Raw genomic sequence first — 22,185 nt, forward strand, 5'->3', positions numbered from 1 at the left:
ACTAACCAATAGTGGCGATAACGTCAAAACAAAAATCGATATTGTCGACAATCGTCTAATAAGCTCGCCCGCCATAACTGGTCATTTGAATGCGTCGTAGCCTCCGGCCAGCGGTGGCGTCAGAAAACCACCGTGCTAGAATGCCGCCGCTATTTGTCGCTCTCTTCTATATAGAGAAGGCTACCGAAGGAGCTTGTGCAGTAATGCCAGGGCCTGAACCGATAAACGGAACGCTGCGCACCAGGATCTATGACACTCAAGCCCTTATCTGCTGTTCTTTATTTCATGTGCCTGCCGGGGCTTGCCGTGGCGGGTGAAAAAACCGTGTACGGCCTCAATGAATACGCAGCCCTGCAGGGCATCGACCTGGAGGTCGCCGCCAAGCTCGACACCGGCGCCAAGACCGCTTCGCTCAGCGCCCGCGACATCAAGCGCTTCAAACGCAACGGCGAATCCTGGGTACGCTTTTACCTGGCCATCGACGCGGCCCACTCACACCCCATCGAACGTCCGCTGGCCCGGGTCAGCAAGATCAAACGCCGCGCCGGTGACTACGACCCGGAAGAAGGCAAGAAATACACGGCCCGGCCGGTCATCGAACTGGACATCTGCATGGGCTCGGCCCTGCGCAGCATCGAAGTGAACCTGACCGACCGTAGCGCCTTCCAATACCCGTTGCTGATCGGTTCCGAAGCACTCAAGCGCTTCGACGCACTGGTCGACCCCAGTCTTAAATACGCTGCCGGCAAACCCGCCTGCGCCAATGCCGCTCAAACCGCAGAGTAATTCCAATGCGCTCCCTTACCCTCCATCTGAAAATGCTGATCGCCATCCTGGTGGTGCTGGGCCTGTCGGTGACGGCCTATCAGATTTTCGTGCTCGGCATTCCGGTGACCGAAGACGCCACCGACGACTTGTGGAACATCGACGCCAAGGTCGAGTTCGTGCCCAATGCCAAGGATCCGGTGAAGATCCAGATGTTCGTGCCGCCCCTGAGCCGCGACTACGTCAGCCTCAACGAGAGCTTCATTTCCAACAACTACGGTGTGGCGGTGAACCGGGTCGACGGTAACCGCAAGGTGACGTGGTCGGCGCGCCGGGCCAAGGGCAACCAGACACTGTATTACCGCCTGGTGCTGACCAAGCGCTACAGCGCTGAAAAAACCAAGGTCAAGGGCCCGACCTTCCGCGACAGCATCGCCGTCGAAGGCCCGGAGAAGCTCGCCGCCGAAGCCTTGCTCGCGCCGATCCGCCAGCATTCGGCCGACGTCGAAACCTTCATCAGCGAAGCCATCAAACGCGTCAACAACCTCAACGACGACAACGTCAAGCTGCTGTTGGCCGGCGATCCGTCCTCGGCGCACAAAGCAAAAATCGTCGAACTGGTGCTGTCCATCGCCCACGTACCGGCGGAAAAGGTCCACACCATCCGCCTGGTGGCCGACCAACCGCAGACACCTGAACTGTGGCTGCGCAGTTTCAACGGCACCGACTGGCTGTATTTCAACCCGGACACCGGCGAACAGGGTCTGCCCACCGACCGCTTGTTGTGGTGGACCGGCGATGAAAACCTGATCACCGTCGATGGCGGCAAGAAAGCCACCGTCACCTTCAGCATGAACAACAGCGAAATGAACGCCATTCGCCTGGCCAAGCTGACCGACGAGAACACTGACGCCAATTTCCTCGAATACTCGCTCTACGGCCTGCCGCTGCAAACCCAACAGACGTTCATGATCATGGTGATGATCCCGATCGGCGTGCTGGTGATTCTGGTGCTGCGCAACCTGATCGGCCTGCAGACCCTGGGCACCTTTACCCCGGTACTGATCGCCCTGGCCTTCCGCGAAACTCAACTGGGCTTTGGGATCATCCTGTTCACGGTGATTACCACCCTGGGCCTGTCGCTGCGTTCGTACCTGGAACATCTCAAGTTGCAGATGCTGCCAAGGCTCTCGGTGGTGCTGACGTTCGTGGTGGTGCTGATCGCCGCCATCAGCCTGTTCAGCCACAAGCTGGGCCTGGAGCGCGGTCTGTCGGTGGCGCTGTTCCCGATGGTGATCCTGACCATGACCATCGAACGCCTGTCCATCACCTGGGAAGAACGCGGCGCCGGCCATGCGATGAAAGTCGCCATCGGCACCTTGTTCGCCGCGTCCCTGGCGCACCTGATCATGAGCGTGCCAGAGCTGGTGTACTTCGTGTTCACATTCCCGGCGGTCCTGCTGATCCTGGTCGGTTTCATGCTGGCCATGGGTCGCTATCGCGGCTACCGCCTGACCGAGCTGGTACGGTTCAAGGCCTTCCTCAAGGCTGACTCGTAATGTTCGGCCTCTGGAAGACCTGGAAGGCCCTGGAAGCCCGGGGCATCATGGGCATCAACCGGCGCAATGCCGACTACGTGCTCAAGTACAACAAGCGCAGCCTGTACCCCATCGTCGATGACAAGATCATCACCAAGGAACGGGCCATCGCCGCCGGCATTCACGTGCCGGAACTGTACGGGGTGATCTCCACCGAGAAGGAAATCGACAAACTCGACGCGATCATCGGCGGGCGTACCGATTTCGTGATCAAGCCGGCCCAGGGCGCTGGCGGCGACGGCATCATTGTGATTGCCGACCGCTTCGAGGGCCGCTATCGCACGGTGTCCGGCAAGATCATCAGCCATGAGGAGATCGAGCACCATATCTCCAGCATCCTCACCGGCCTGTATTCCCTGGGTGGGCACCGCGACCGGGCGCTGATCGAGTACCGCGTGACGCCGGACCAGATCTTCAAGAGCATCAGCTATGAAGGCGTGCCGGACATTCGCATCATCGTGCTGATGGGTTATCCGGTGATGGCCATGCTGCGCTTGCCGACCCGCCAGTCCGGCGGCAAGGCCAACCTGCACCAAGGCGCCATCGGCGTGGGCGTCGACCTCGCCACCGGCCTGACCCTGCGCGGCACCTGGCTGAACAACATCATCACCAAACACCCCGACACCACCAACGCGGTGGATGGCGTGCAGTTGCCCTATTGGGACGGTTTCATGAAACTGGCCGCCGGTTGCTACGAGCTGTGCGGGCTGGGCTACATCGGCGTCGACATGGTGCTGGATCAGGAGAAAGGCCCGTTGATCCTGGAGCTGAACGCTCGGCCGGGGCTGAACATCCAGATCGCTAACGATTGCGGCCTGACCCTACGCACCCATGCCGTGGAAGCCCACCTGGAAGAACTCAAGGCCCGGGGCGTCGTTGAAACCGTGGAAGAACGCGTGGCGTTCGCCCAGACGTTGTTTGGGCATATTCCGCCGGTTGAAGGCTGAAGGCTGAACACCTTGTGGCGAGGGGATTTATCCCCGCGCCACAAGGTGTTCACACTCCAATATTTTTGATGGCCCCATACTTACTCATCTCCGACATCCCTCTAGGAGCAAATCCTACAGAGGGATTACAATCGCCACCCCGCCTGAACGGCTGATCCGCCCTGCCCATGCCAACCTGCTCCGTACACCCGCTGCCCTACCGCGCCAACCCCGCCGAGTATTTCGCGGCGATCCGTCACGCTCCCGGCAGTGTCATGCTCGACAGCGGCCGGCCAAGTGCCGAGCGCGGGCGTTATGATCTGCTCAGCGCGTGGCCGCTGGAGCAACTGGCAGTGTCGTCGGACGAGAGCGGGGCCGATTTCCTGCAACGCTTGCGCATTCAGCTGACACAGCTGGGGCACGCCGTACTACCGCCCACAGTGCAATTGCCCTTCGCTGGCGGCCTGATCGGCTACTTGAGCTACGACTTCGGCCGACACCTTGAAGCGCTGCCGTCCCACGCCAAAGACGACCTGCAACTGCCCGAGGCGCGTTTCGGCGTATACGACTGGGCGCTGGTCACCGATCATCAGGCCGGCACCAGCCAACTGGTGTTCCATCCCCATTGTGGCGAGGGCGAACGCCAGCGCCTGATCGCGCTGTTCAGCCAGCCGACTGCAGCCCCCGTTGGCGTCTTCAGCCTCCAAGGGCCTATGGCACCCGACCTCAGCGCCGAGGCCTATCGACAGGCGTTCGAACGTATCCAGGCGTATATCCAGGCCGGAGACTGCTACCAGGTCAACTTTGCCCAGCGTTTTCGCGCGCCCTGCGAAGGCGACGCCTGGGTCGCCTACCAGGCGCTGCGCGCAGCTTGCCCGACACCGTTTTCCGGTTTCCAGAGTCTGCCGGAGGGCGGCGCGGTGCTGAGTCTGTCGCCCGAACGCTTCGTCAAGGTCTGCGAAGGCCATGTCGAAACCCGGCCGATCAAGGGCACCCGCCCCCGTGGCACGACGCCTGGCGAAGACGCGGCCCACGCCGCCGAGCTGCTGGCCAGCCCCAAGGACCGGGCGGAAAACCTGATGATCGTCGACCTGCTGCGCAATGACCTGGGGCGCACCTGCCGCATCGGCTCAGTGCGGGTGCCGGAGTTGTTCAGCCTGGAAAGCTACCCGAACGTGCATCACCTGGTCAGCAGCGTGACCGGCGAGCTGGCCGATGAGAAGGATGCCCTGGACCTGATCGCCGGCAGCTTCCCCGGCGGTTCGATCACCGGCGCCCCGAAAATCCGCGCCATGCAGATCATCGACGAGCTCGAACCGACCCGCCGCGGGTTGTATTGCGGCTCGTTGCTATATCTGGACGTGCGCGGGGAAATGGACAGCTCCATCGCCATCCGCAGCCTGCTGGTCAAGGATGGCCAGGTGTGTTGCTGGGGCGGCGGCGGGATTGTCGCCGATTCGGATTGGCAGGCGGAGTATCAGGAGTCGATTACCAAGGTTCGGGTGTTGCTCGATACTTTGCAGAACCTGTAACCACATCACAAACAACACATGACCCCTTGTGGGAGCAGGCTTGCTCGCGAAAGCGGTGTATCAGTTGACATCAATGCTGTCTGACACACCGATTTCGCGAGCAAGCCCGCTCCCACAGGGGGATTGTATTTACAGGCTGAGGTTGCGGTTCGAAGCCTTGAGGAATTCCTGCTTCAACTCGGCAAAACTGTGCACCGCCGGGAATTGCGGGAACTCGCGGATCACATTCTCCGGCGCATGGAACAGAATCCCGGCATCGGCTTCGCCCAGCATCGTGGTGTCATTGTAGGAATCCCCCGCCGCAATCACCCGGTAGTACAGGCTCTTGAAGGCCAAGACCGACTGCCGCTTGGGATCTTTTTGACGCAGTTGGTAGCCGGTCACCCGCCCGCTGTCATCGGTAATCAGACGATGGCAGAGCAAGGTCGGGAAACCCAACTGACGCATCAAGGGTTGGGAAAACTCGTAGAAGGTGTCGGAAAGAATCACCACTTGGAAGCGCTCACGCAGCCAGTCGACGAACTCGATGGCGCCGTCCAGCGGCTTGAGCGTGGCAATGACTTCCTGGATGTCGGAGAGTTTGAGGCCGTGCTCGTCGAGGATGCGCAACCGTTGCTTCATCAACACGTCGTAGTCGGGAATGTCCCGAGTGGTCGCCCTGAGGGACTCAATACCGGTTTTTTCAGCGAAGGCGATCCAGATCTCCGGGACCAGCACACCTTCCAGGTCGAGACAGGCAATTTCCACAAGACACTCCCATATTTTTGATGTTTATCGGTTGAGCGAACAAAAGGCCTGCCGACTCTAGCCATTCACCGAAGGCTACGCAACGCACAGGAGCGCGCCAGCTTCGACAGCTTTTGTTACCATCAGCCCCATATAGAGCGCCCAGCGCCACCGACCTGTAGGAAACCGCCCTGATGAGCCCATCGTTTGATGTCGTGGAACTCGCCACGACCTATGCCAACAAGTCCCCGCAGGACATCCTCAAACTGGCCTTCGCCGAATTCGGCGATGACCTGTGGATATCTTTCAGCGGCGCCGAAGACGTGGTGCTGGTGGACATGGCCTGGAAGCTGAACAAGAACGTCAAGGTGTTCAGCCTCGACACCGGCCGTCTGCACCCGGAAACCTATCGTTTCATTGATCAGGTGCGTGAGCACTACAAGATCGAGATCGAACTGGTGTCGCCGGACTACACGAAACTTGAACCCTTCGTGAAGGAAAAAGGCCTGTTCAGCTTCTACAAGGATGGTCACGGCGAGTGCTGCGGTATCCGCAAGATCGAGCCGCTGCGGCGCAAACTGGGCGATGTCCGCGCCTGGGCCACCGGCCAACGTCGCGACCAGAGCCCCGGCACCCGCAGCCAGGTGGCCGTGCTGGAAATCGACACGGCGTTTTCCACCCCGGAGCGCACCCTGTATAAATTCAACCCGCTGTCGCAAATGACCAGCGAAGAAGTCTGGGGCTACATCCGCATGCTGGAGCTGCCCTACAACAGCCTGCACGAGCGCGGCTTTATCAGCATCGGCTGCGAGCCCTGCACCCGCCCGGTACTGCCGAACCAGCACGAACGCGAAGGCCGTTGGTGGTGGGAAGAAGCCACGCAGAAAGAATGCGGGCTGCACGCCGGGAACATCATCGCCAAATCCAAGACCGTCTAAGCGTCCGCCGCACCCTGTGCACAAAAATGTCACTACAAGTGGCATTTTTGTGTGCAATTATTCCGTTACTGCCCCCAAAGGTTACACACACCTTCCCGTCTCGCCTGCCCTTCCAACTCCACTGGCGTTCGCCCAAAAATAAATACCTGTTTAAATGGTCAGTTTTAAATCACGGTATTTCAGTTAGTTACCCAAAGATCATAACGAAACGAAATTTGCGCTTCTTCGAATAGATCCGTAAGTGGCATAGATCTGGCTTGAGTCGACACATGTTTTGTATACAACTTATATAAAACATACACACACTTTAGATCCGCAAGCCTGAAGCGCCCTATCCCGTACAGGCTGCAGATGCCCCGTAACCAATGATGCTCACCCGCCGCGACGAAGATTTGTCGAGCCTCGCGCTCATGCACAGTCATCGCGGCCGAGAATCAGGAGCCTGCCGGAATGCGTACAAGTCTCTCCAATAACATCGCGCTGGATCTGCCCTCCTCCACCACTGCCCTTGATGATAAAACCCCGGCCCCCCTGGCCTTGAGCCCGCGGCTGCATAACAAGGACCTGGCGCCGACCAAAGTCGAAGGTCGCCGCTGGGGCCGCTACAGCATCTTTGCCCTATGGACCAACGACGTACACAACATTGCCAACTATTCCTTCGCCATCGGCCTGTATGCGCTGGGCCTGGGTGGCTGGCAGATCCTGCTGTCCCTGGGGATCGGGGCGACGTTGGTGTATGGCTTCATGAACCTGTCCGGCTATATGGGACAAAAAACCGGGGTGCCGTTTCCGGTGATCAGCCGGATCAGTTTCGGTATACACGGGGCGCAAATTCCTGCCTTGATCAGGGCCGTCATCGCCATTGCCTGGTTCGGTATTCAGACGTACCTGGCGTCCGTGGTCTTGCGGGTATTACTCACCGCGATCCACCCCGGTTTCGCCGACTACGACCACGATTCGATCCTCGGCTTGTCGAGCCTGGGCTGGGTGTGTTTCGTGGCGATCTGGTTCGTGCAACTGGTGATCCTGGCCTACGGTATGGAAATGGTACGCCGTTACGAAGGGTTTGCCGGGCCGGTGATCCTGGTGACCGTCGCGGCCCTGGCCGGTTGGATGTACACCCAAGCCAACGCCACCATTGCCTGGTCGATCCGCGAGCCCCTGAGCGGTGGCGAAATGTGGCGCAACATCTTTGCCGGCGGCGCGCTGTGGCTGTCGATCTACGGCACCTTGATTCTCAATTTCTGCGACTTCGCCCGCTCCTCGCCGTGCCGCCGGACCATCGTCGTCGGCAATTTCTGGGGCCTGCCGGTGAACATCCTGGTGTTTGCCGGAATTACCATCCTGCTCTGCGGTGCGCAGTTCCAGATCAACGGGCAAATCATCGAAAGCCCGACGCAGGTCATCGCCTCGATCCCCAACACCTTCTTCCTGGTGCTCGGTTGCCTGGCATTCCTGATCGTCACCGTGGCCGTGAACATCATGGCCAACTTCGTCGCCCCGGCCTTCGTGCTCAGCAACCTGGCGCCCAAGTACCTGACCTTCCGCCGCGCCGGGTTGATCAGCGCCGCCATTGCCGTGCTGATCCTGCCGTGGAATCTCTACAACAGCCCGCTGGTGATCGTGTATTTCCTGTCCGGCCTCGGCGCCCTGCTCGGGCCACTGTACGGCGTGATCATGGTCGACTACTGGCTGGTGCGAAAAGGCCGCATCAACGTGCCGCAACTGTACAGCGAGGACCCGAACGGTGCGTATTTCTACAGCAATGGGGTCAACCTCCGCGCGGTGGTGGCGTTTATCCCGGCGGCCCTGATCGCGATTATCCTGGCGCTGGTGCCCGGTTTCGACAGCGTTTCACCGTTCTCCTGGCTGATTGGCGCTTCGATTGCAGGGTTGCTGTACCTGATCATCGCCAAGCGCCAAGCGTATTACGAAGATGTCAGCGGCGAATCCATTGCGGTGGATAACGTCAGTCATTAATTGAATTGGCTCGCAACGGCCCGCCAGGTTCGGGCCGCTTATTTTCTATGTAAAGGAGGACAGCTCATGCGAATTCTCGTGGTCAACGTCAACACCACCGAATCCATCACCCAAGCCATCGCCCGGCAGGCCCAGGCCGTGGCCGCGCCCGGCACCGAGATCGTCGGACTCACGCCGCATTTCGGTGCCGACTCCATCGAAGGCAATTTTGAAAGCTATCTGGCCGCCATTGCGGTGATGGACCGAGTGATGTCCTACGACCAGCCATTCGACGCGGTGATCCAGGCCGGTTACGGCGAACATGGTCGTGAGGGCTTGCAGGAACTGCTGAACGTGCCGGTGGTGGACATCACCGACGCTGGCGCCAGCACCGCGATGTTCCTCGGTCATGCCTATTCGGTGGTTACCACCCTGGACCGCACCGTGCCGCTGATCGAAGACCGCCTCAAGCTCTCCGGCCTGTTCGACCGCTGCGCCTCGGTGCGGGCCAGCGGCCTGGCGGTGCTGGAGCTCGAACAAGACCCACAACGGGCGGTTGAAGCCATCGTCCGGCAGGCCGAACTGGCCGTCAGCCAGGATAAGGCCGAGGTGATCTGCCTGGGCTGCGGCGGCATGGCCGGGCTCGATGAGCAAATCCGCCAGCGCACCGGCGTGCCAGTGGTCGATGGCGTGACCGCGGCGGTGACCATCGCCGAATCCCTGGTGCGGCTGGGGTTGTCGACTTCGAAAGTGCGCACCTATGCGACACCTCGGCCCAAGACCATCATTGGCTGGCCGGGGCGGTTTGGGCGGTGAGTTCACGGCTTTAGACCGCATCGCCCCCTTCGCGAGCAAGCCCGCTCCCACATTGAATTGTGCTGATCATGAGATTTGTGTACGACACAGATCCATTGTGGGAGCGGGCTTGCTCGCGAAGGCCGCGCCTCGGTCTGGAGCCCAGCTCATACCGCGCTAAACCGCGCCCCCAACCCCTGCGCGGCAAACTGCTCGATGATGAAGTCCACAAACGCCCGGGTCTTGCCCGGCAATAGTTTGTGCTCGGCGTAATAGATGGAGATGTTGCCATCGTCGACATACCAGTCCGGCAACACCCGCTGCAGGGCCCCGGATTCCAGAAAGGGAACGGCTATCGGCATGCTCACCAGCCCGATGCCCAACCCTTGGGTGGCGGCCGCGCAGTCGGCTTCCGAATCGCTCATGGTCATGCGTGTCTTGAGCGTCAGCGGACGGTGTTCCCGACTGCGACTGGTCAGTTGCCAGGAACGCACGCGCCCGGTTTGTGGCGAACGAATCAGAATGCCTTGATGCTGTGACAGATCTTCCGGCTCAACCACTGCAGCGTGGCTTTGCACATAGTCCGGTGATGCAACCAGCACCCGATGGGCCACCGTCAATTTGCGCGCCACCACGCCTTGGGGCAGCTCGAAACCGCCACCGATGGCCGCATCGAAGCCTTGGCCGATCAGGTCGACCTGGCGATTGTCGAAATGCCAGTCCGGATTGATCGCCGGGTAGCGCTGCAAAAAAAACCCCAGCAACGGCACGACATACAATCGACCGAACGCCGTGCCCATGCTCACTTTCAAGGTGCCCGCAGGCTGCCCACCGGCGCTGGCCAGATTGGCGACGGCGTTCTGGATGGTATTGAAACTGGTGCCCACTTCCCTCAAGAACAACTGGCCAGCTTCGGTCAGCGTCAAGCTACGGGTGCTCCGCTGGAACAGGCGTACACCCAGCCGCGCTTCGAGCTTGGCCACGCTTTTACCCACCGCAGCAGGCGTCACACTCAAGCGCCGCGCCGCTTCGGCAAAGCTGCCAACTTCAGCGCTGCGCACAAAGCATTCGATACTGCTGAAGGTTTCCATAGGGCCCACTCTAAACTTTTGGTTTACACAGACTGTATCAATAGGCGTCTACACAGCCGATACCCGATTCCTGATACTCGCTCCCATCAACCGCGGCATCTCGCCTCGGCACGTTTGGAGCACCTCATGAATACTCAATCCTTGAGCGGTAAAGTCGCCTTGATCCAAGGCGGTTCCCGTGGCATTGGCGCCGCGATCGTCAAACGCCTGGCCGCCGAAGGCGCCGCCGTGGCATTCACCTACGTCAGCTCTGCCGCCAAGTCTGAAGAACTGCAAAACAGCATCACCGCAACCGGCGGCAAGGCCCTGGCGATCAAGGCTGACAGCGCCGATGCCGACGCCATCCGCCACGCCGTCGATGCCACGGTCGAGGCCTTTGGCCGGCTGGACATCCTGGTCAACAACGCCGGCGTGCTGGCCATGGCTCCGTTGGACGAATTCAAACTCGAAGATTTCGACCAGACCCTGGCCATCAACGTGCGCAGCGTGTTCATCGCCACCCAGGCCGCCGCACGACACATGGGCGAAGGGGGTCGGGTCATCAACATCGGCAGCACCAACGCCGACCGCATGCCCTTCGCGGGTGGCGCGCCATACGCCATGAGCAAATCCGCACTGGTGGGCCTGACCAAAGGCCTGGCCCGCGACCTCGGCCCACGTGGTATTACCGTCAACAATGTACAACCCGGCCCGGTAGACACCGACATGAACCCGGCCGACAGCGAGTTCGCCTCCAGCCTGATGTCGCTGATGGCCATCGGGCGCTACGGTAACGTCGATGAAATCGCCAGCTTCGTCGCTTACCTGGCAGGTCCGGAAGCCGGCTATATCACCGGTGCCAGCCTGACCATCGACGGTGGTTTCGGCGCCTGATCCTGGCATGAAAAAACGCCGGTCATGGCTTCAACCATGACCGGCGTTCTGCTGTGTCGCGTTGTGTCGTCAGGCCCATTCCAGTTCCGGCAAACCGCACAGGCTTGGCTGGAACAACTTCAAGGAGCGAATGATCCCATCAGCATGGGCATATTTTTCGTCAGCCATGGCCGAATCCGGGATGGCGATGGCGGTCATGCCGGCAGCCTTGGCCGCCGTCACGCCGAACGGTGAATCCTCGAACACCAGGCAGTCACGCGGTGCGACGCCCAGGCGACGGGCGGCGGTGAGAAAGATATCCGGCGCCGGTTTCGCCGCGCCGACTTCGGGGTCGTCTGCTGTCACGATGAAATCGAACAGCGCGAACCAGTCCCTGTGCAAGGTGGTTTTGAGCGCGAACGACTGGCTCGACGAACTGGTACCCACCGCAATCGGGATGTTGTGGGCCTTCAAATGCCGCACCAGGTCCTCAGCGCCGGGCATCCCCAAGGCATGGGGAAAACGCTCGCGCATCAAGGGTTCGCGGATGACCAGGAACTCCTCCGGGGTGATCGGCAATTCCAGGGCCTGGACGACATAATTGGCCAGATCCCCGGCACCGCGCCCGATGATGTTCTGCTTGACGCTCCAGTCGAACGTGCGCCCGTAGCGCTCGGCGATGATGGACGTGACCTCGGTATAAATGCCCTCGGTGTCCAGCAACAGCCCATCCATGTCGAAAATCACAGCCTTGATCGGGCCAAACTCTTTTTGCGGTGCATTCATCGCATCTGATCCGTTATCAACACAACATTCCAGGGATGGCTCAGGTGCGGCCAGGGGTGCGTGTTCGCCTTAAAGGATTCAGCAGGATAACGAGCAGAGCTTGGGACAGGCAATGGGAAATCTGGATGAGACGCAACAGGCTCTCAGCTCGGCTCGCCAGAAGCATCGTCACCGGCAATGTCCGGGTCATCCGGACTCACTTCGATATTCTCATCCTCATCCTCGCTCGGCACCTGCTCTACACCGGCCTCATCATCGTCAGGTGGACGCTGGTCACGGCTCAGGGGGTTGGTTGGCGACGGCAGCGGGTATTCCGGGGTTTCATCGTCGCTGGGGACAGGCGAATCGGCAGACATATAACCTCCTGGCAGGTGAAATCACCTGTCGTGCAGTTGCGAGAATGCGACGGTCGGCTTGAGCGAGTTCAATCGTAGGATTCGTCCTCAAGCTCAGCGTCTTCATCCTCGATCAACGGAACCTGGGCGTCATCCATCAACGAACCAGGATCTTCATTGCCGGGGTCATTGGGGCCTGGATCATTGACGAAGGGAACGCCCGTGGGGCCTTTTTCTTCCTTGCCTTCAGTTTCCGGCGTCATGGCACACCTCGCGATTGCTGATGGATGTATGAATTCGAGGCGGGGAGAGGCCAATCGTTCCAGATAGATGCTCAAGAAAAAACCCGGCACAAGGCCGGGTCTCTTTATCAAACATCTGCTTAGCGGTGCTTTCTCTTATGCTTGTGCTTCTTGCCGCCCGAGTGACCGTCGTTGTCATTGGACAGGTTGCTGCCCAACGCGCCGCCAGCCGCACCGCCAATGCCGGCACCGATGGTGGAACCGGTGGAGCCGCCCAGGCGGTTACCAACAATCGAACCACCGGCTGATCCCAAGCCACCGCCAATGGCCGCTTCCGTACGGCTGCCCTTGCGCGCGCCTACCGCACTGCCGGCTGCACCACCAACACCCGCACCAATCGCAGCGCCTGTGCTGCCGCCCATCTGCTGGCCGACCACATTACCCAACACACCGCCCAAACCCCCGCCGACTGCAGCGGTACCATCACCGGCAGCCATCGCACCCTGGGCAACCAACAGCCCAAGTACCAAGGTGGACAAAGTCAAACGCATGATAAAAACCTCAAGAATGCCGCATCGGGGAAAGATGGCCGGTGCTCGCGAGCGTCAGTTTACGCTAGATAGCGATCAGCCATACCCGTTGGACAACAAACGGAGAGGTAGTTTTATGACAGGCAAAAAAAAGCCCGCTGGGGAAACGGGCAGGTACTGCTTTCTAACGGATGAGCTAAGACTACGTGCACGCTTGTGAAAGAAACGTGAAAGAAACTGGCGGTTGAAAAAAGATGAAAAATATTTACGAGACTTTCTATTTTCCTGGCGAAATCCGCCTGAAAAAAAAGCCCCGTTCGGTGACGGGGCTGCGCTTGCGGTTATTTCCTGGTCGGGACTCTGGGCAAAAACTTGGCCTTTTCCCCTCGCTGCACTTTGGCCACCTTCGTCCGGATGGACTTGATCGGCTCGTCGCCAAAGTCTGCATGGTAGGCCGATTGGCCACACTGCAACCCTTCATTGATCGGATACGCGGCTGCGGTCTCCTCGCTGTACGGTGCTCCCATCGCCTTTCCCCTCTCGTCGAGGCCCATACCGGCAACAAACCCATTGCCTGAAAAATATTGACCTTCGATTTCAGACTAGCCGGTCATCTACAGACTTACCGTTCAGAAGGGACCTTACCGACGAATGGATCCATGTTGTTTCAAAAGCGAAACACTCAGTCAGTGCCCAACATCGTCCGGCTTAAAACCCGGGAAACCTGGTCGGCCGAATAGGGTTTGGACAAGAACTCAAAACCACCATGACCGCTGTGAGCCAGCTCCTCGCTGTAACCGGATGTCAGGACCACCGGCAGGTCCTTGCGGCGCTGGCGCAATTCTTTCGCCAAGGCGACACCACTGATCCCCGGCATGACCACGTCAGAGAACACCGCGTCGAATGCCATCGCATCCGGGCCAACCATTTCCAACGCCTCCTCGGCGTTGGTCGCCCAGGCCGTTTCGTAGCCCAGGTCCTGGAGGATCTGGTTGGCAAAACGCCCCACCTCCAGGTTGTCCTCCACGATCAATACCCGACGCCTGCCCTTCTCCAGCACCAGAGGCGTGATTTCCTCCTTGAGGGGCTCATGGTTCTTTTCGGGCGCCACTTCCGGAAGGTACAAAGTAAACACCGTTCCCTCTCCAACCACAGTCGAAACATCGACGTTACCGCCGGACTGCTTGGCAAAACCGAACACCTGAGACAACCCCAGCCCCGTGCCCTTGCCCACTTCCTTGGTCGTGAAAAAAGGCTCGAAGATATGCTCGAGTACGTCTGGGCCAATACCCGTGCCGGTGTCCGCCAGGGCGATGGCGGCAAAAGATTGCCCGGCTCCGGCATGACCGCGGATCGACGGCATGCCGTCGCCGCAACTGAGCCGCAGCCACAGCGAGCCCTGGCCATTCATCGCATCCCGGGCATTCAGGGCCATGTTGATCAGCGCTGTTTCAAACTGGCTCAAATCGGCCCGGATGTAACAAGGCCGGTCGCACAACTCGACAATCACCTGGATCCGCGCGCCCGTGACGGTTTGCAGCATGTCCCCCAGGCTCTGCACTTGTTGGCCCACGTCGATGACTTCCGGTTTCAGGGGCTGGCGCCGGGCAAACGCGAGCAATTGGCTGGTCAACTTGGCGGCGCGGTCCACCGTTTCGGAAACCGCCGTCATGTAGCGTTGACGGCGCTCTGGGGAGAGGTTGGGCAGGCGCAAAAAGTCGACAGAGGAACGGATGATCGTCAGCAGGTTATTGAAGTCATGGGCGACGCCACCAGTGAGCTGGCCGATGGCTTCGAGCTTTTGCGACTGGCGCAGCGCCGCCTCGGTCTGTTTGAGGCGGGTGGTGCGCTCCTCGACCCGCTCCTCCAGCGTCGCATTCAACTCAGCCAAGGCAGCCAGGCCTTCACGCACGGCGGCGTCCGCACGGGTGCGTTCGATGTGGGCCCAGGATCGCTCCGTGACCTCCATCAACAGCGCCAGGTCGTTGGATGACCAGACTCGGGGGGTTTTATCGTGGATGGCCATCAATGCGGTCAAACGCCCGTTCTTGATCAGCGGCACGCAAATGGTGGCCGCGATACCGATCGCCTGGAACGTCGCCGCTTCTTCCGGCGCCAGCTCCTTGAGATTGTCGTTGACCACCAGTGGCTTGCCGGCCCGCAGGTTGGCGACCGCCAGCCGACCGAAATCCGCCAACCGATAATGCCCGACGATATGCGGCGAACCGGCCCTGGCCCAATCGCCACGAATGGTGAAACCGTCCTCGTCCTCATCCATGTCTGCATAGGCGCAGTTGGACAGGTTCAAGTGCGCCGCCAGAATCCGCGTGGTCGTCGCCATGATGGCCTGCGGGTCGGTGGCATTGGCTACGGCATTGCCAATCGCATCCAAGACCGCCAGGCGTTGGGTCATGAACACCGTCGAGGTGGTCTCGGTGACCGTATCCAGCATGCCCACGACCTTGCCAAACTGATCACGAATGGGGCTGTAGCAGAAAGTGAAATAAGCCTGCTCGGGGCCACCGCCGCGCTCGATGACCAGGGGGAAGTTTTCTATGTAAGTCGCCTGTCCGTTAAAGGCGCCCTGCAAGATCGGCGCAATATCGCTCCAGACCTCCTGCCACACCTCGTCAAACCGCCGCCCCAGCGCCTCGGGCTTGTTGCCGAGGATCGGCAGGAACGCATCGTTGTACAAGGTGATCATGTCCGGCCCCCACACAATGGCCTGGGGGAAATGCGAGGCAAGGCTCAGGGCCACGGTGGTCTTCAAGACATCGGGCCACTGATTCGGCGGCCCGAGCGCGGTGGCGTCCCAATCATGGCGGCGTATCCGTTCGGCCACCTCTGCGGTGCTCTGCAGCCAATGTGTCATTGCGATTGATCCTTCTCAGCCGCCAATACAATCAGGGGGGAAGCGATTGTGACCTCAAGCCGGGCCGTATTATCCCGCGTGGAGTGGGAATGCGCGATTGGATTGTGGAAGGTAGGTCGACACCACCGCCCCGCTACGCATCCTGCTCGATGCAGCAACCTACCGAATCCGTTCCGCTACCCAGTTTCTGGAGAACCTGGCGATGCGCGATGAACAGACCATCGACCCCGCGCCCCTTCAAGATCTGGCGCAGCTTTGCTGTATCCCACTGCGTGACGGGGGCGACGTGATGGATGTGATTGCACGACGATTGGATGCGGCGCCGGCAGGTTCCACTTTATAAGCCTGCCACAGGTTCATCGTTTGCTTAAGTGCGCATTACCGAGCTGTAGGTAGAGGACTTTCCAACGTCCCAAACAGCTTCTGATCGATAGCCGCTTGGTATCACACAACACTCGCCCGCTGCAGACTGCTCATATGCCCGACACCCGCCACCTTCAAACGGCTCACCAAATCATCCCGCGCCTCTCGCCCACCAGAACGGACATACTCCAGCTCCGTCGCGGTGATCAACACCACCGGCACCAATCTGACCGGGGATAAGGGCATGTCATCCAAACGAGTAGAAAAATCCGGCTCCGGGGCGCCCAGCAGGACGCCGGCGGCGTCGTCATCGGTCACGAAGTGTTTGGGCAGTTGATCACCCATGTGATGCGACTGGCTGACTCCGGGAAGTTCGAGAGAGAGTGCGCCGTGTTGTTCGAGTTGGTGAGTGATCCCTCCAGCCTCGGCCACCGTCTTGGCAACATGCTCCACCAACTCGAATGCCCAACTGCGCTTGAAAGGATCGACCTCACCCACGGGGCCATAGGCGTGCTCGGGGATATCGGCGGTTTCCATGAACAACTCCATCTCGAAACCATTGCCCATTCCCTCAGCATCATCGAATGGATCTGACAGGCCTTCGGTGGCGAGAATGATTGTGGCGCCACGACGAACCACTCGGTAGGCCTGACGGGTCGAAGGCCAGTACGGGCCACCGGAAAAGCTCGGACTGATCAGGTATGAGAGGACGTCCCGCTCGACCATTCCGACCGAGTTCCAATGACGATCCAGGCACGCTTCGCTGGCTTGTCGAGCTGCTTGATTAGCCGCTTCAACCTCGGTCGGGTTGTTGGGTGCGACCGGCTCGGGGCGTTCGTGGGATTGCGGTGTGGGCTGGACGTCTTGGGCGGCGGGACCTTTCAATGAAACGAGAAGCTTCTTGAAGAAATTCATGGGCGTTCCTTGCTGGATGTTGACTCCGTCTCACAAGTGTCAGCACTTGCAGATCGAGGGAGAAGCGTTGAGCGCATTGTGGCGAGGTAGCTTTGATATGAAAACCCAGGCAGCAACTTGCGCGCAGTTTCGACAAAAGGCGTGACGATCAGGCTATAGACCGTCAGGTAGCGCGCCTGATCCTGTTCCCCGGTGCCAAAGCGCAAGTCCTCGGGCTGCGCGCGAGTGACATAGAGCGTGCCGAACATCCAGTCCCACAGCGACAGGTTGGTGCCGAAGTTGCGATTGAAATGCCGGGGCGCGTCGCTGTGATGGATCTGGTGCTGGGCCGGGCTGTTCAGCACATGTTCCAGCACCGGGCCAAATGACAGCCAGACATGGGTATGACGCAGATTGGCCGCCAGGCTATTGAAGATGAACACCAGATACGTCACGCCGAACAACGTATAGCGGCTGACCTCACCACCGCAGGCATACCAGAAGCTACCCGCGAAGAGCCCCAGGCACGCGGTGACGCCGAGCTTCTCGACGATCTTCTCCACAAAGTGCACCCGGCTCGCCGTGGCCGGCACCAGCACCGGTGCCGAGTGATGAACCTTGTGAAACGCCCACAGCCAACGCGAATGAAAGGCCCGATGCGCCCAGTAGTGGACGAAATCCTTGACCAGAAACACCCCCAACCCATAGAGCAAAGCGAGCGAAAGGTTCTCCCCCAGACGCGGGCGAGCGCCCCAGAGGTTGGTGAAAAAAGCATGGTAATCCGCGGAACGCAGAATGTACGGATCCACCAGATGGACGATGGGCAGCACGAGGGCAATCTTGAGAACGGCCCGCACGAAGTAGTAGCGATAATCCAGCAAGGCCGAACGATGCAGATGCACCCGGCTACCGCCGATGAATTGCCAGAACGAACGGGCGTCGGTCAGGCCGCGATGTTTTCTGAAGCGAAACAGGCCATAGGCGACACCGTAGGAGGCGCAGAGAAACAGGATCCCGAGGCGGCCGTTCAAGTTGAAAATGCCGAAGAACTGATCGGTGATGGGGGCGATGACCCACTGGATCAGTTGCTGATAGACAACGGAAAAAGCATCCACGAAATGCCAGCCTCGGTTGAAGGGCAGGCATTGTAAATCAATCGCGTTCAGGCTTGCTGTAACGTCAACGACACTGATGTAGCTTTCTGTCGTTCCCAAGCCCGTTTTATGGCCTCGATGCTCGGCACAAACCTGGACATATGCCGTATCCCCACGACGGGCACCTTACGGCTGCCGAATGTCGCGGTGAATCCATAAGTCGCCCGGTAGGAAGAAGAGTCGACGTGGTCCAGCGCTTCTCCCTTACCCAATCGCTCCCACAACATTTTGATGACCTGAACGTCAGGTTTTCAATAGCGTACATGTACTCAGAGAATCCAGCGCGCGACTCATATGAATGAGCGCTGTCCTTCGATTGTCCGCAGAAATTCGCTCCTCGATAGCAAAGGGTAAGAAACCCAGCTTTGGATACAGCAGCAAACCCGCCGTATTTTCATTGAAGCAAGATATCTGCACCTGCGTGGCGTTATAGCGATCAAACGCCAGGGCCGTCATCGTTTCCACGAGGAAGGTCGCAACACCTTTACCTCGTGCCTCTTGGGCAACGATGACATTGCCGATACAGCAAATTCCGCCCGTTTCGGCCCGGTAGAAGTTGGCAAAGCCCATAACGCGGCCTTCCGTCTCCACGACCGTCGAGTCGAATCGTTGAGTGATGGCGTTGGAGAGTTGAGCCTCAGTCAGAGGGTATTGAGCTTTCGGGAACATATAAAACAGTTCCTGAGCATTGAGCGGAAAGCTGCAGATGGTTTTGATGTCATCAGCCTTCACTGGCCTGTGTCGCAATATCATCGCGGGTCCTTGAGTTCTATGCGTCCGGCATTCTAGCGCACCTGGACTTGCTCAAACATCTGACCCGATCACGGCTTCTGGCCGATCCGCTCATGCCCCCTGGCGCTTGCGGCAACGCTTTGCCCATCTCGGCAAGCGCGTGCCTCCCAGCCATTGCGGCGACGGGGTCAATGCCCCGTTAAAGATAGGCCTAAGCCAATGGCCCGGCTTTTGCTCTGCTTCTCGGCTACCCACCAAGGAGTACCAACATGATAGGAAGCACCTTACGTTCGCTGCCGTACGTGGATAACCTCAGAAAGGCTTTGGAGAGTGGCACAGCGACGGCCGGCAGAATTCAGGTCGCAAACGCAACGCCGGAAATCGAGGCCCGGCTCGACGAAAACTTTCGCGATACACAACGGACTCTTGAACAACTGGCAGCCAGCTCTAAAGCTGGTTCCAGTTGGGCGACATTCGACGAGAAAAGCAACGCTGTCGACCTGCCCAATGTGGAAACCCTCAGCAACAGCGACGCCTCCCAAGTACTGAACAGTCTTCAACACTTGATCGACATCGGACGCCTGGAGGGGAAAACCATTAATGCCAAGAATGGCGACCAGGCGACTGACAGCGCTGCGGTCTACCAGCAATGGCTACTGGCGCGTGTGGGCGTGGATGCATACGCGTAGGCCGATTGGGATCGGCCTCTGTTTGTCACGCTGTTGCTGTTAATAGCTGTCTGCGGTCATCCCCGAAAAACTTACCTCCACCGGCCCAATGAGGAAGACCGCACCCACGCCATCCCATCGAACCATCACACTTCCGCCATCACACTCAACCTCAACGCAACTGTCCAGCAAGCCACGCCGTATCCCGTTAACAGCAGCACCGCACGAGCAGGAACCCGAACCGAGCGCAATACCAGCGCCACGCTCCCAAATGCGCAACCGGATGTGCTTGCGGTTAATAACCTGGACGAAATGTACGTTGGTCTTGAGTGGAAAAAGGGAATTGCTTTCGATTTCCGGTCCGATCGTCGCGATATCAACGACGGCCAAGTCATCCACAAAATAAGTGCAATGCGGATTTCCCATGCTGCACGCCGCCGGGCTACCCGCAAGTGGCAGAACAGCGGTGTCCAGTTCCCGCGCCAAGGGAATGTCTCGCCAGTTGAAAAGCGGTTGCCCCATGTCGACAGAAATTTCCCCGGTTGAGGTCCGCTCGCAGGTGAGCAGACCACGGTGGGTGCGCAGCGTTATCGACGTCACATTTGATTCACGCATAAGCATGTCCGCAGCACCTCGAGTCGCGCTGCCACAGACATCCAGCGTAGAACCATCTGCATTCCAGAACATCACGCGGGCATCCGCATCGTCGCAATCGAGCAACACCGCGAGTTGATTGAAGCCCACGCCTCGGTGGCGATCCCCCATGCGCCGGGCCATGGCACTGGTCACCGGGCAATCTGAGTGTCGCGAATCGACGATAACAAAGTCATCGCCATTGGCATGCATTTTTTGAAAGTTCAGCGGCATGCAAACGCTCTACTGGAAATAGAAACGAAATTCCCGTCCCGCACATACAGCATGATTCGATTGAGTAGCGGTTCCATGCATTCTTCCTTGATCGCTACTGACGATTAGGCAACAGCCCCTGTTCACGATGACGGCTCAAGGCCAGTCAATGACCACCGCTTTTGGGTCTCCCTGGCGCATCTGGGCCAGTTCAGCATCCGCTTTGGCTTGCGTCGCGTGACAGAACTCGAAAGCGTTCTGAGTCTTACCGGTCGGTCCCTTGGCCTCGGCCATGCACACCACGGCGCTCGGTGCACAAACAGCGCTGTTAAGTTTGAAATCTCCCCAAACGCCGGGCTGTTGCTGTTTCACCTTAGCGATGTAGCTCTTGAGTGAGGGCTGCATGTCGTTCGCTGCCCCGGTGATTAACTTGACCGGGCTGACGGTAGCACCGTAAGTGTGCTGAGTGGCCAGCACTGCAGTGCAAAACATAGCACCGACTGCAGACGCGGCCGCGACACCATTGGCCGTCACTGTCGGCGTCACCTATACTTGAGTCCCTCCAGCCCCGACCACAACAGGAATGATGCTAAACGCGTTAGCTCGCCATACCTTCAGATTCACCCGCGAGCCGATTGAAGCTTTTGCAACGGCCACCCTGAAATCGATTGAATCGGCGATAGGCCGATCATCAACGGCCACGATCACATCCTGAGGCAATAGTCCGGCCTGTTGAGCACCGCTACCCGGAACAGTTGCCAGCACCACAACGCCTGCGGGGGGAAATGACAAGGCCATCGCCCGCTGCGGATCGATGGTGTCGATGTTCGCGCCGATCTTACCGCGAGGTAAATTGGCAAGCTGGCAACCTTTTTCAAGCCATACCTGGCTGGCCGCTTCTTTTCGAGCCGTGCCGACCTGCTTCAATATCGGCTCAGCACTCCCCTGGTACATCGGCACCTCACTAAGGGACATCTCAATGTACTCACACGATTTGGAACGATACCGGTCAGGTGTTTCCCGGGTCACCAGCTTTTGCAGGTCAATGGGGGGCAGCCCTTGGGGCGCGGCAACAGTGGAGGTCGCGGGAGAAACACTGGCAGAGTCCGCACTCGCCACCGAGGAGAGCACATAGGCACCGGCCGCTACGCCTACGGCAGTTGTCATTACGCTGGTGTCCACTCCAGCCGGCATGGGAAGGAACATCGCACCGATCACCGCAGCCTCACCGAGACCGCCATCAGAGGCACAGCCAGTCAGGCCGGTGAGCGACAGTGCAACGGCAAGCCGGGTGCTTGATTTGAAGGCAGTAGCAAACATTTCGCTTCTCAATGCTTAATTTGAGTTGATCGTCCCGCATCATGGCGAAGTGCCTTCAGGTTGTATATCGAATGAACGTCTGGTGGGATGCCGCTCGTCCAATCACCGCAGCAATGCGGTGCCTGGTTTGACGTTGGACAGCATGATGGCCAAATAGTACCTTGCATGGACTCGCTTAAACGCCACGACATCAGGGAAGTCCTATGCCGACAAAACGCCTTGCCGGAACGCTTGCTCTCTTCCCTCTTCTGGCGTCTTGCG

22 protein-coding genes and 1 pseudogene are annotated in these 22,185 nt (G+C 59.3%); 10 read left to right on the forward strand and 13 right to left on the reverse strand.

Going from position 1 to position 22,185, the window contains the following annotated elements; genetic code table 11:
- Positions 1–249 precede the first annotated feature (249 nt).
- From rloA to pabB, 4 genes are all read left to right on the forward strand, one after another.
- Positions 250–786 (forward strand): retropepsin-like aspartic peptidase RloA, encoded by a 537-nt coding sequence (gene rloA / locus EPZ47_RS20070; RefSeq protein ID WP_025214775.1) that lies wholly within the window; start codon positions 250–252, stop codon positions 784–786.
- Positions 787–791: 5 nt separating this feature from the next.
- Positions 792–2,324, forward strand: coding sequence for an osmotic stress tolerance membrane protein RloB (rloB, locus tag EPZ47_RS20075; protein WP_135846394.1), 1,533 nt, complete (start codon positions 792–794; stop codon positions 2,322–2,324).
- Positions 2,324–3,310, forward strand: a complete 987-nt coding sequence (locus EPZ47_RS20080; protein WP_135846395.1) for an alpha-L-glutamate ligase-like protein — start codon at positions 2,324–2,326, stop codon at positions 3,308–3,310. The genes rloB and EPZ47_RS20080 overlap by 1 nt, the downstream gene beginning before the upstream one ends.
- 167 nt (positions 3,311–3,477) lie before the next feature.
- Positions 3,478–4,821 (forward strand): aminodeoxychorismate synthase component I, encoded by a 1,344-nt coding sequence (gene pabB / locus EPZ47_RS20085; protein ID WP_135846396.1) that lies wholly within the window; start codon positions 3,478–3,480, stop codon positions 4,819–4,821.
- Between the two features lie 129 nt (positions 4,822–4,950).
- On the opposite strand, the gene thrH is transcribed toward pabB, so the two are convergent.
- The gene (gene thrH / locus EPZ47_RS20095) at positions 4,951–5,568 is read right to left on the reverse strand and encodes a bifunctional phosphoserine phosphatase/homoserine phosphotransferase ThrH (RefSeq protein WP_135846397.1); all 618 of its coding nucleotides are present in this window, start codon (positions 5,566–5,568) and stop codon (positions 4,951–4,953) included.
- Between the two features lie 173 nt (positions 5,569–5,741).
- Here thrH and EPZ47_RS20100 point away from each other — a divergent pair, with 173 nt between their 5' ends.
- The 3 genes from EPZ47_RS20100 (at position 5,742) to EPZ47_RS20110 (ending at position 9,260) form a co-directional block, all read left to right on the forward strand.
- Positions 5,742–6,485, forward strand: a complete 744-nt coding sequence (locus tag EPZ47_RS20100; protein WP_135846398.1) for a phosphoadenylyl-sulfate reductase — start codon at positions 5,742–5,744, stop codon at positions 6,483–6,485.
- 450 nt (positions 6,486–6,935) lie between these two features.
- A complete protein-coding gene (locus EPZ47_RS20105; protein ID WP_135846399.1) occupies positions 6,936–8,465 on the forward strand; it encodes an NCS1 family nucleobase:cation symporter-1 in 1,530 nt (509 codons plus the stop codon).
- Between the two features lie 66 nt (positions 8,466–8,531).
- Positions 8,532–9,260, forward strand: coding sequence for an aspartate/glutamate racemase family protein (locus EPZ47_RS20110; RefSeq protein WP_060741345.1), 729 nt, complete (start codon positions 8,532–8,534; stop codon positions 9,258–9,260).
- Between the two features lie 146 nt (positions 9,261–9,406).
- Here EPZ47_RS20110 and EPZ47_RS20115 read toward each other — a convergent pair whose 3' ends face one another.
- Positions 9,407–10,330 (reverse strand): LysR family transcriptional regulator, encoded by a 924-nt coding sequence (locus EPZ47_RS20115; protein WP_135846400.1) that lies wholly within the window; start codon positions 10,328–10,330, stop codon positions 9,407–9,409.
- A gap of 126 nt (positions 10,331–10,456) precedes the next feature.
- Between EPZ47_RS20115 and EPZ47_RS20120 the strand changes: the two genes are divergently transcribed.
- The gene (locus tag EPZ47_RS20120) at positions 10,457–11,203 is read left to right on the forward strand and encodes a 3-oxoacyl-ACP reductase family protein (RefSeq protein ID WP_135846401.1); all 747 of its coding nucleotides are present in this window, start codon (positions 10,457–10,459) and stop codon (positions 11,201–11,203) included.
- A 69-nt stretch (positions 11,204–11,272) separates the two neighbouring features.
- Here the strand turns inward: EPZ47_RS20120 and EPZ47_RS20125 are convergent, their stop codons facing one another.
- The 5 genes from EPZ47_RS20125 to EPZ47_RS20145 form a co-directional block, all read right to left on the reverse strand.
- Positions 11,273–11,968 (reverse strand): HAD-IA family hydrolase, encoded by a 696-nt coding sequence (locus tag EPZ47_RS20125; protein WP_135846402.1) that lies wholly within the window; start codon positions 11,966–11,968, stop codon positions 11,273–11,275.
- 143 nt (positions 11,969–12,111) lie between these two features.
- Entirely contained in the window at positions 12,112–12,324 is a 213-nt protein-coding gene (locus EPZ47_RS20130; protein ID WP_135846403.1) for a hypothetical protein, read from the reverse strand.
- 68 nt (positions 12,325–12,392) lie between these two features.
- A complete protein-coding gene (locus EPZ47_RS30240) occupies positions 12,393–12,566 on the reverse strand; it encodes a hypothetical protein (RefSeq protein ID WP_178084270.1) in 174 nt (57 codons plus the stop codon).
- A gap of 119 nt (positions 12,567–12,685) precedes the next feature.
- Entirely contained in the window at positions 12,686–13,096 is a 411-nt protein-coding gene (locus EPZ47_RS20135) for a glycine zipper domain-containing protein (RefSeq protein ID WP_025214787.1), read from the reverse strand.
- A gap of 661 nt (positions 13,097–13,757) precedes the next feature.
- Positions 13,758–15,947 carry a GAF domain-containing hybrid sensor histidine kinase/response regulator gene (locus EPZ47_RS20145; RefSeq protein ID WP_135846405.1) on the reverse strand — a complete coding sequence of 730 codons (2,190 nt, stop codon included), beginning with the start codon at positions 15,945–15,947 and terminating at the stop codon, positions 13,758–13,760.
- A gap of 115 nt (positions 15,948–16,062) precedes the next feature.
- Here EPZ47_RS20145 and EPZ47_RS30485 point away from each other — a divergent pair.
- Positions 16,063–16,290: pseudogene (locus tag EPZ47_RS30485) on the forward strand (short-chain dehydrogenase); the annotation flags it as partial.
- Positions 16,291–16,391: 101 nt separating this feature from the next.
- On the opposite strand, the gene EPZ47_RS20150 reads toward EPZ47_RS30485, so the two are convergent.
- From EPZ47_RS20150 to EPZ47_RS20160, 3 genes are all read right to left on the reverse strand, one after another.
- On the reverse strand, positions 16,392–17,225 hold the full coding sequence (locus EPZ47_RS20150; RefSeq protein ID WP_135846406.1) for a suppressor of fused domain protein: 834 nt from the start codon (positions 17,223–17,225) through the stop codon (positions 16,392–16,394).
- Complete coding sequence (locus EPZ47_RS20155; protein ID WP_135846407.1) at positions 17,222–18,319, reverse strand: sterol desaturase family protein; 1,098 nt, start codon at positions 18,317–18,319, stop codon at positions 17,222–17,224. The genes EPZ47_RS20150 and EPZ47_RS20155 overlap by 4 nt, the downstream gene beginning before the upstream one ends.
- 282 nt (positions 18,320–18,601) lie before the next feature.
- The gene (locus EPZ47_RS20160; protein ID WP_135846408.1) at positions 18,602–19,111 is read right to left on the reverse strand and encodes a GNAT family N-acetyltransferase; all 510 of its coding nucleotides are present in this window, start codon (positions 19,109–19,111) and stop codon (positions 18,602–18,604) included.
- A 248-nt stretch (positions 19,112–19,359) separates the two neighbouring features.
- On the opposite strand from EPZ47_RS20160, the gene EPZ47_RS20165 reads away from it, so the two are divergent.
- Complete coding sequence (locus EPZ47_RS20165; protein WP_238346666.1) at positions 19,360–19,779, forward strand: hypothetical protein; 420 nt, start codon at positions 19,360–19,362, stop codon at positions 19,777–19,779.
- Between the two features lie 39 nt (positions 19,780–19,818).
- Here the strand turns inward: EPZ47_RS20165 and dapF are convergent, their stop codons facing one another.
- The 3 genes from dapF to EPZ47_RS20180 all read right to left on the reverse strand — a co-directional run bounded on the left by dapF (position 19,819) and on the right by EPZ47_RS20180 (position 21,924).
- The gene (gene dapF / locus EPZ47_RS20170) at positions 19,819–20,625 is read right to left on the reverse strand and encodes a diaminopimelate epimerase (protein WP_135846409.1); all 807 of its coding nucleotides are present in this window, start codon (positions 20,623–20,625) and stop codon (positions 19,819–19,821) included.
- Positions 20,626–20,760: 135 nt separating this feature from the next.
- A complete protein-coding gene (locus EPZ47_RS20175; protein WP_135846410.1) occupies positions 20,761–21,138 on the reverse strand; it encodes a hypothetical protein in 378 nt (125 codons plus the stop codon).
- A gap of 12 nt (positions 21,139–21,150) precedes the next feature.
- Positions 21,151–21,924, reverse strand: coding sequence for a PDZ domain-containing protein (locus EPZ47_RS20180; RefSeq protein WP_135846411.1), 774 nt, complete (start codon positions 21,922–21,924; stop codon positions 21,151–21,153).
- Between the last annotated feature and the right edge of the window lie 261 nt (positions 21,925–22,185).

Source organism: Pseudomonas viciae (genome assembly GCF_004786035.1).
GTDB lineage: Bacteria > Pseudomonadota > Gammaproteobacteria > Pseudomonadales > Pseudomonadaceae > Aquipseudomonas > Aquipseudomonas viciae.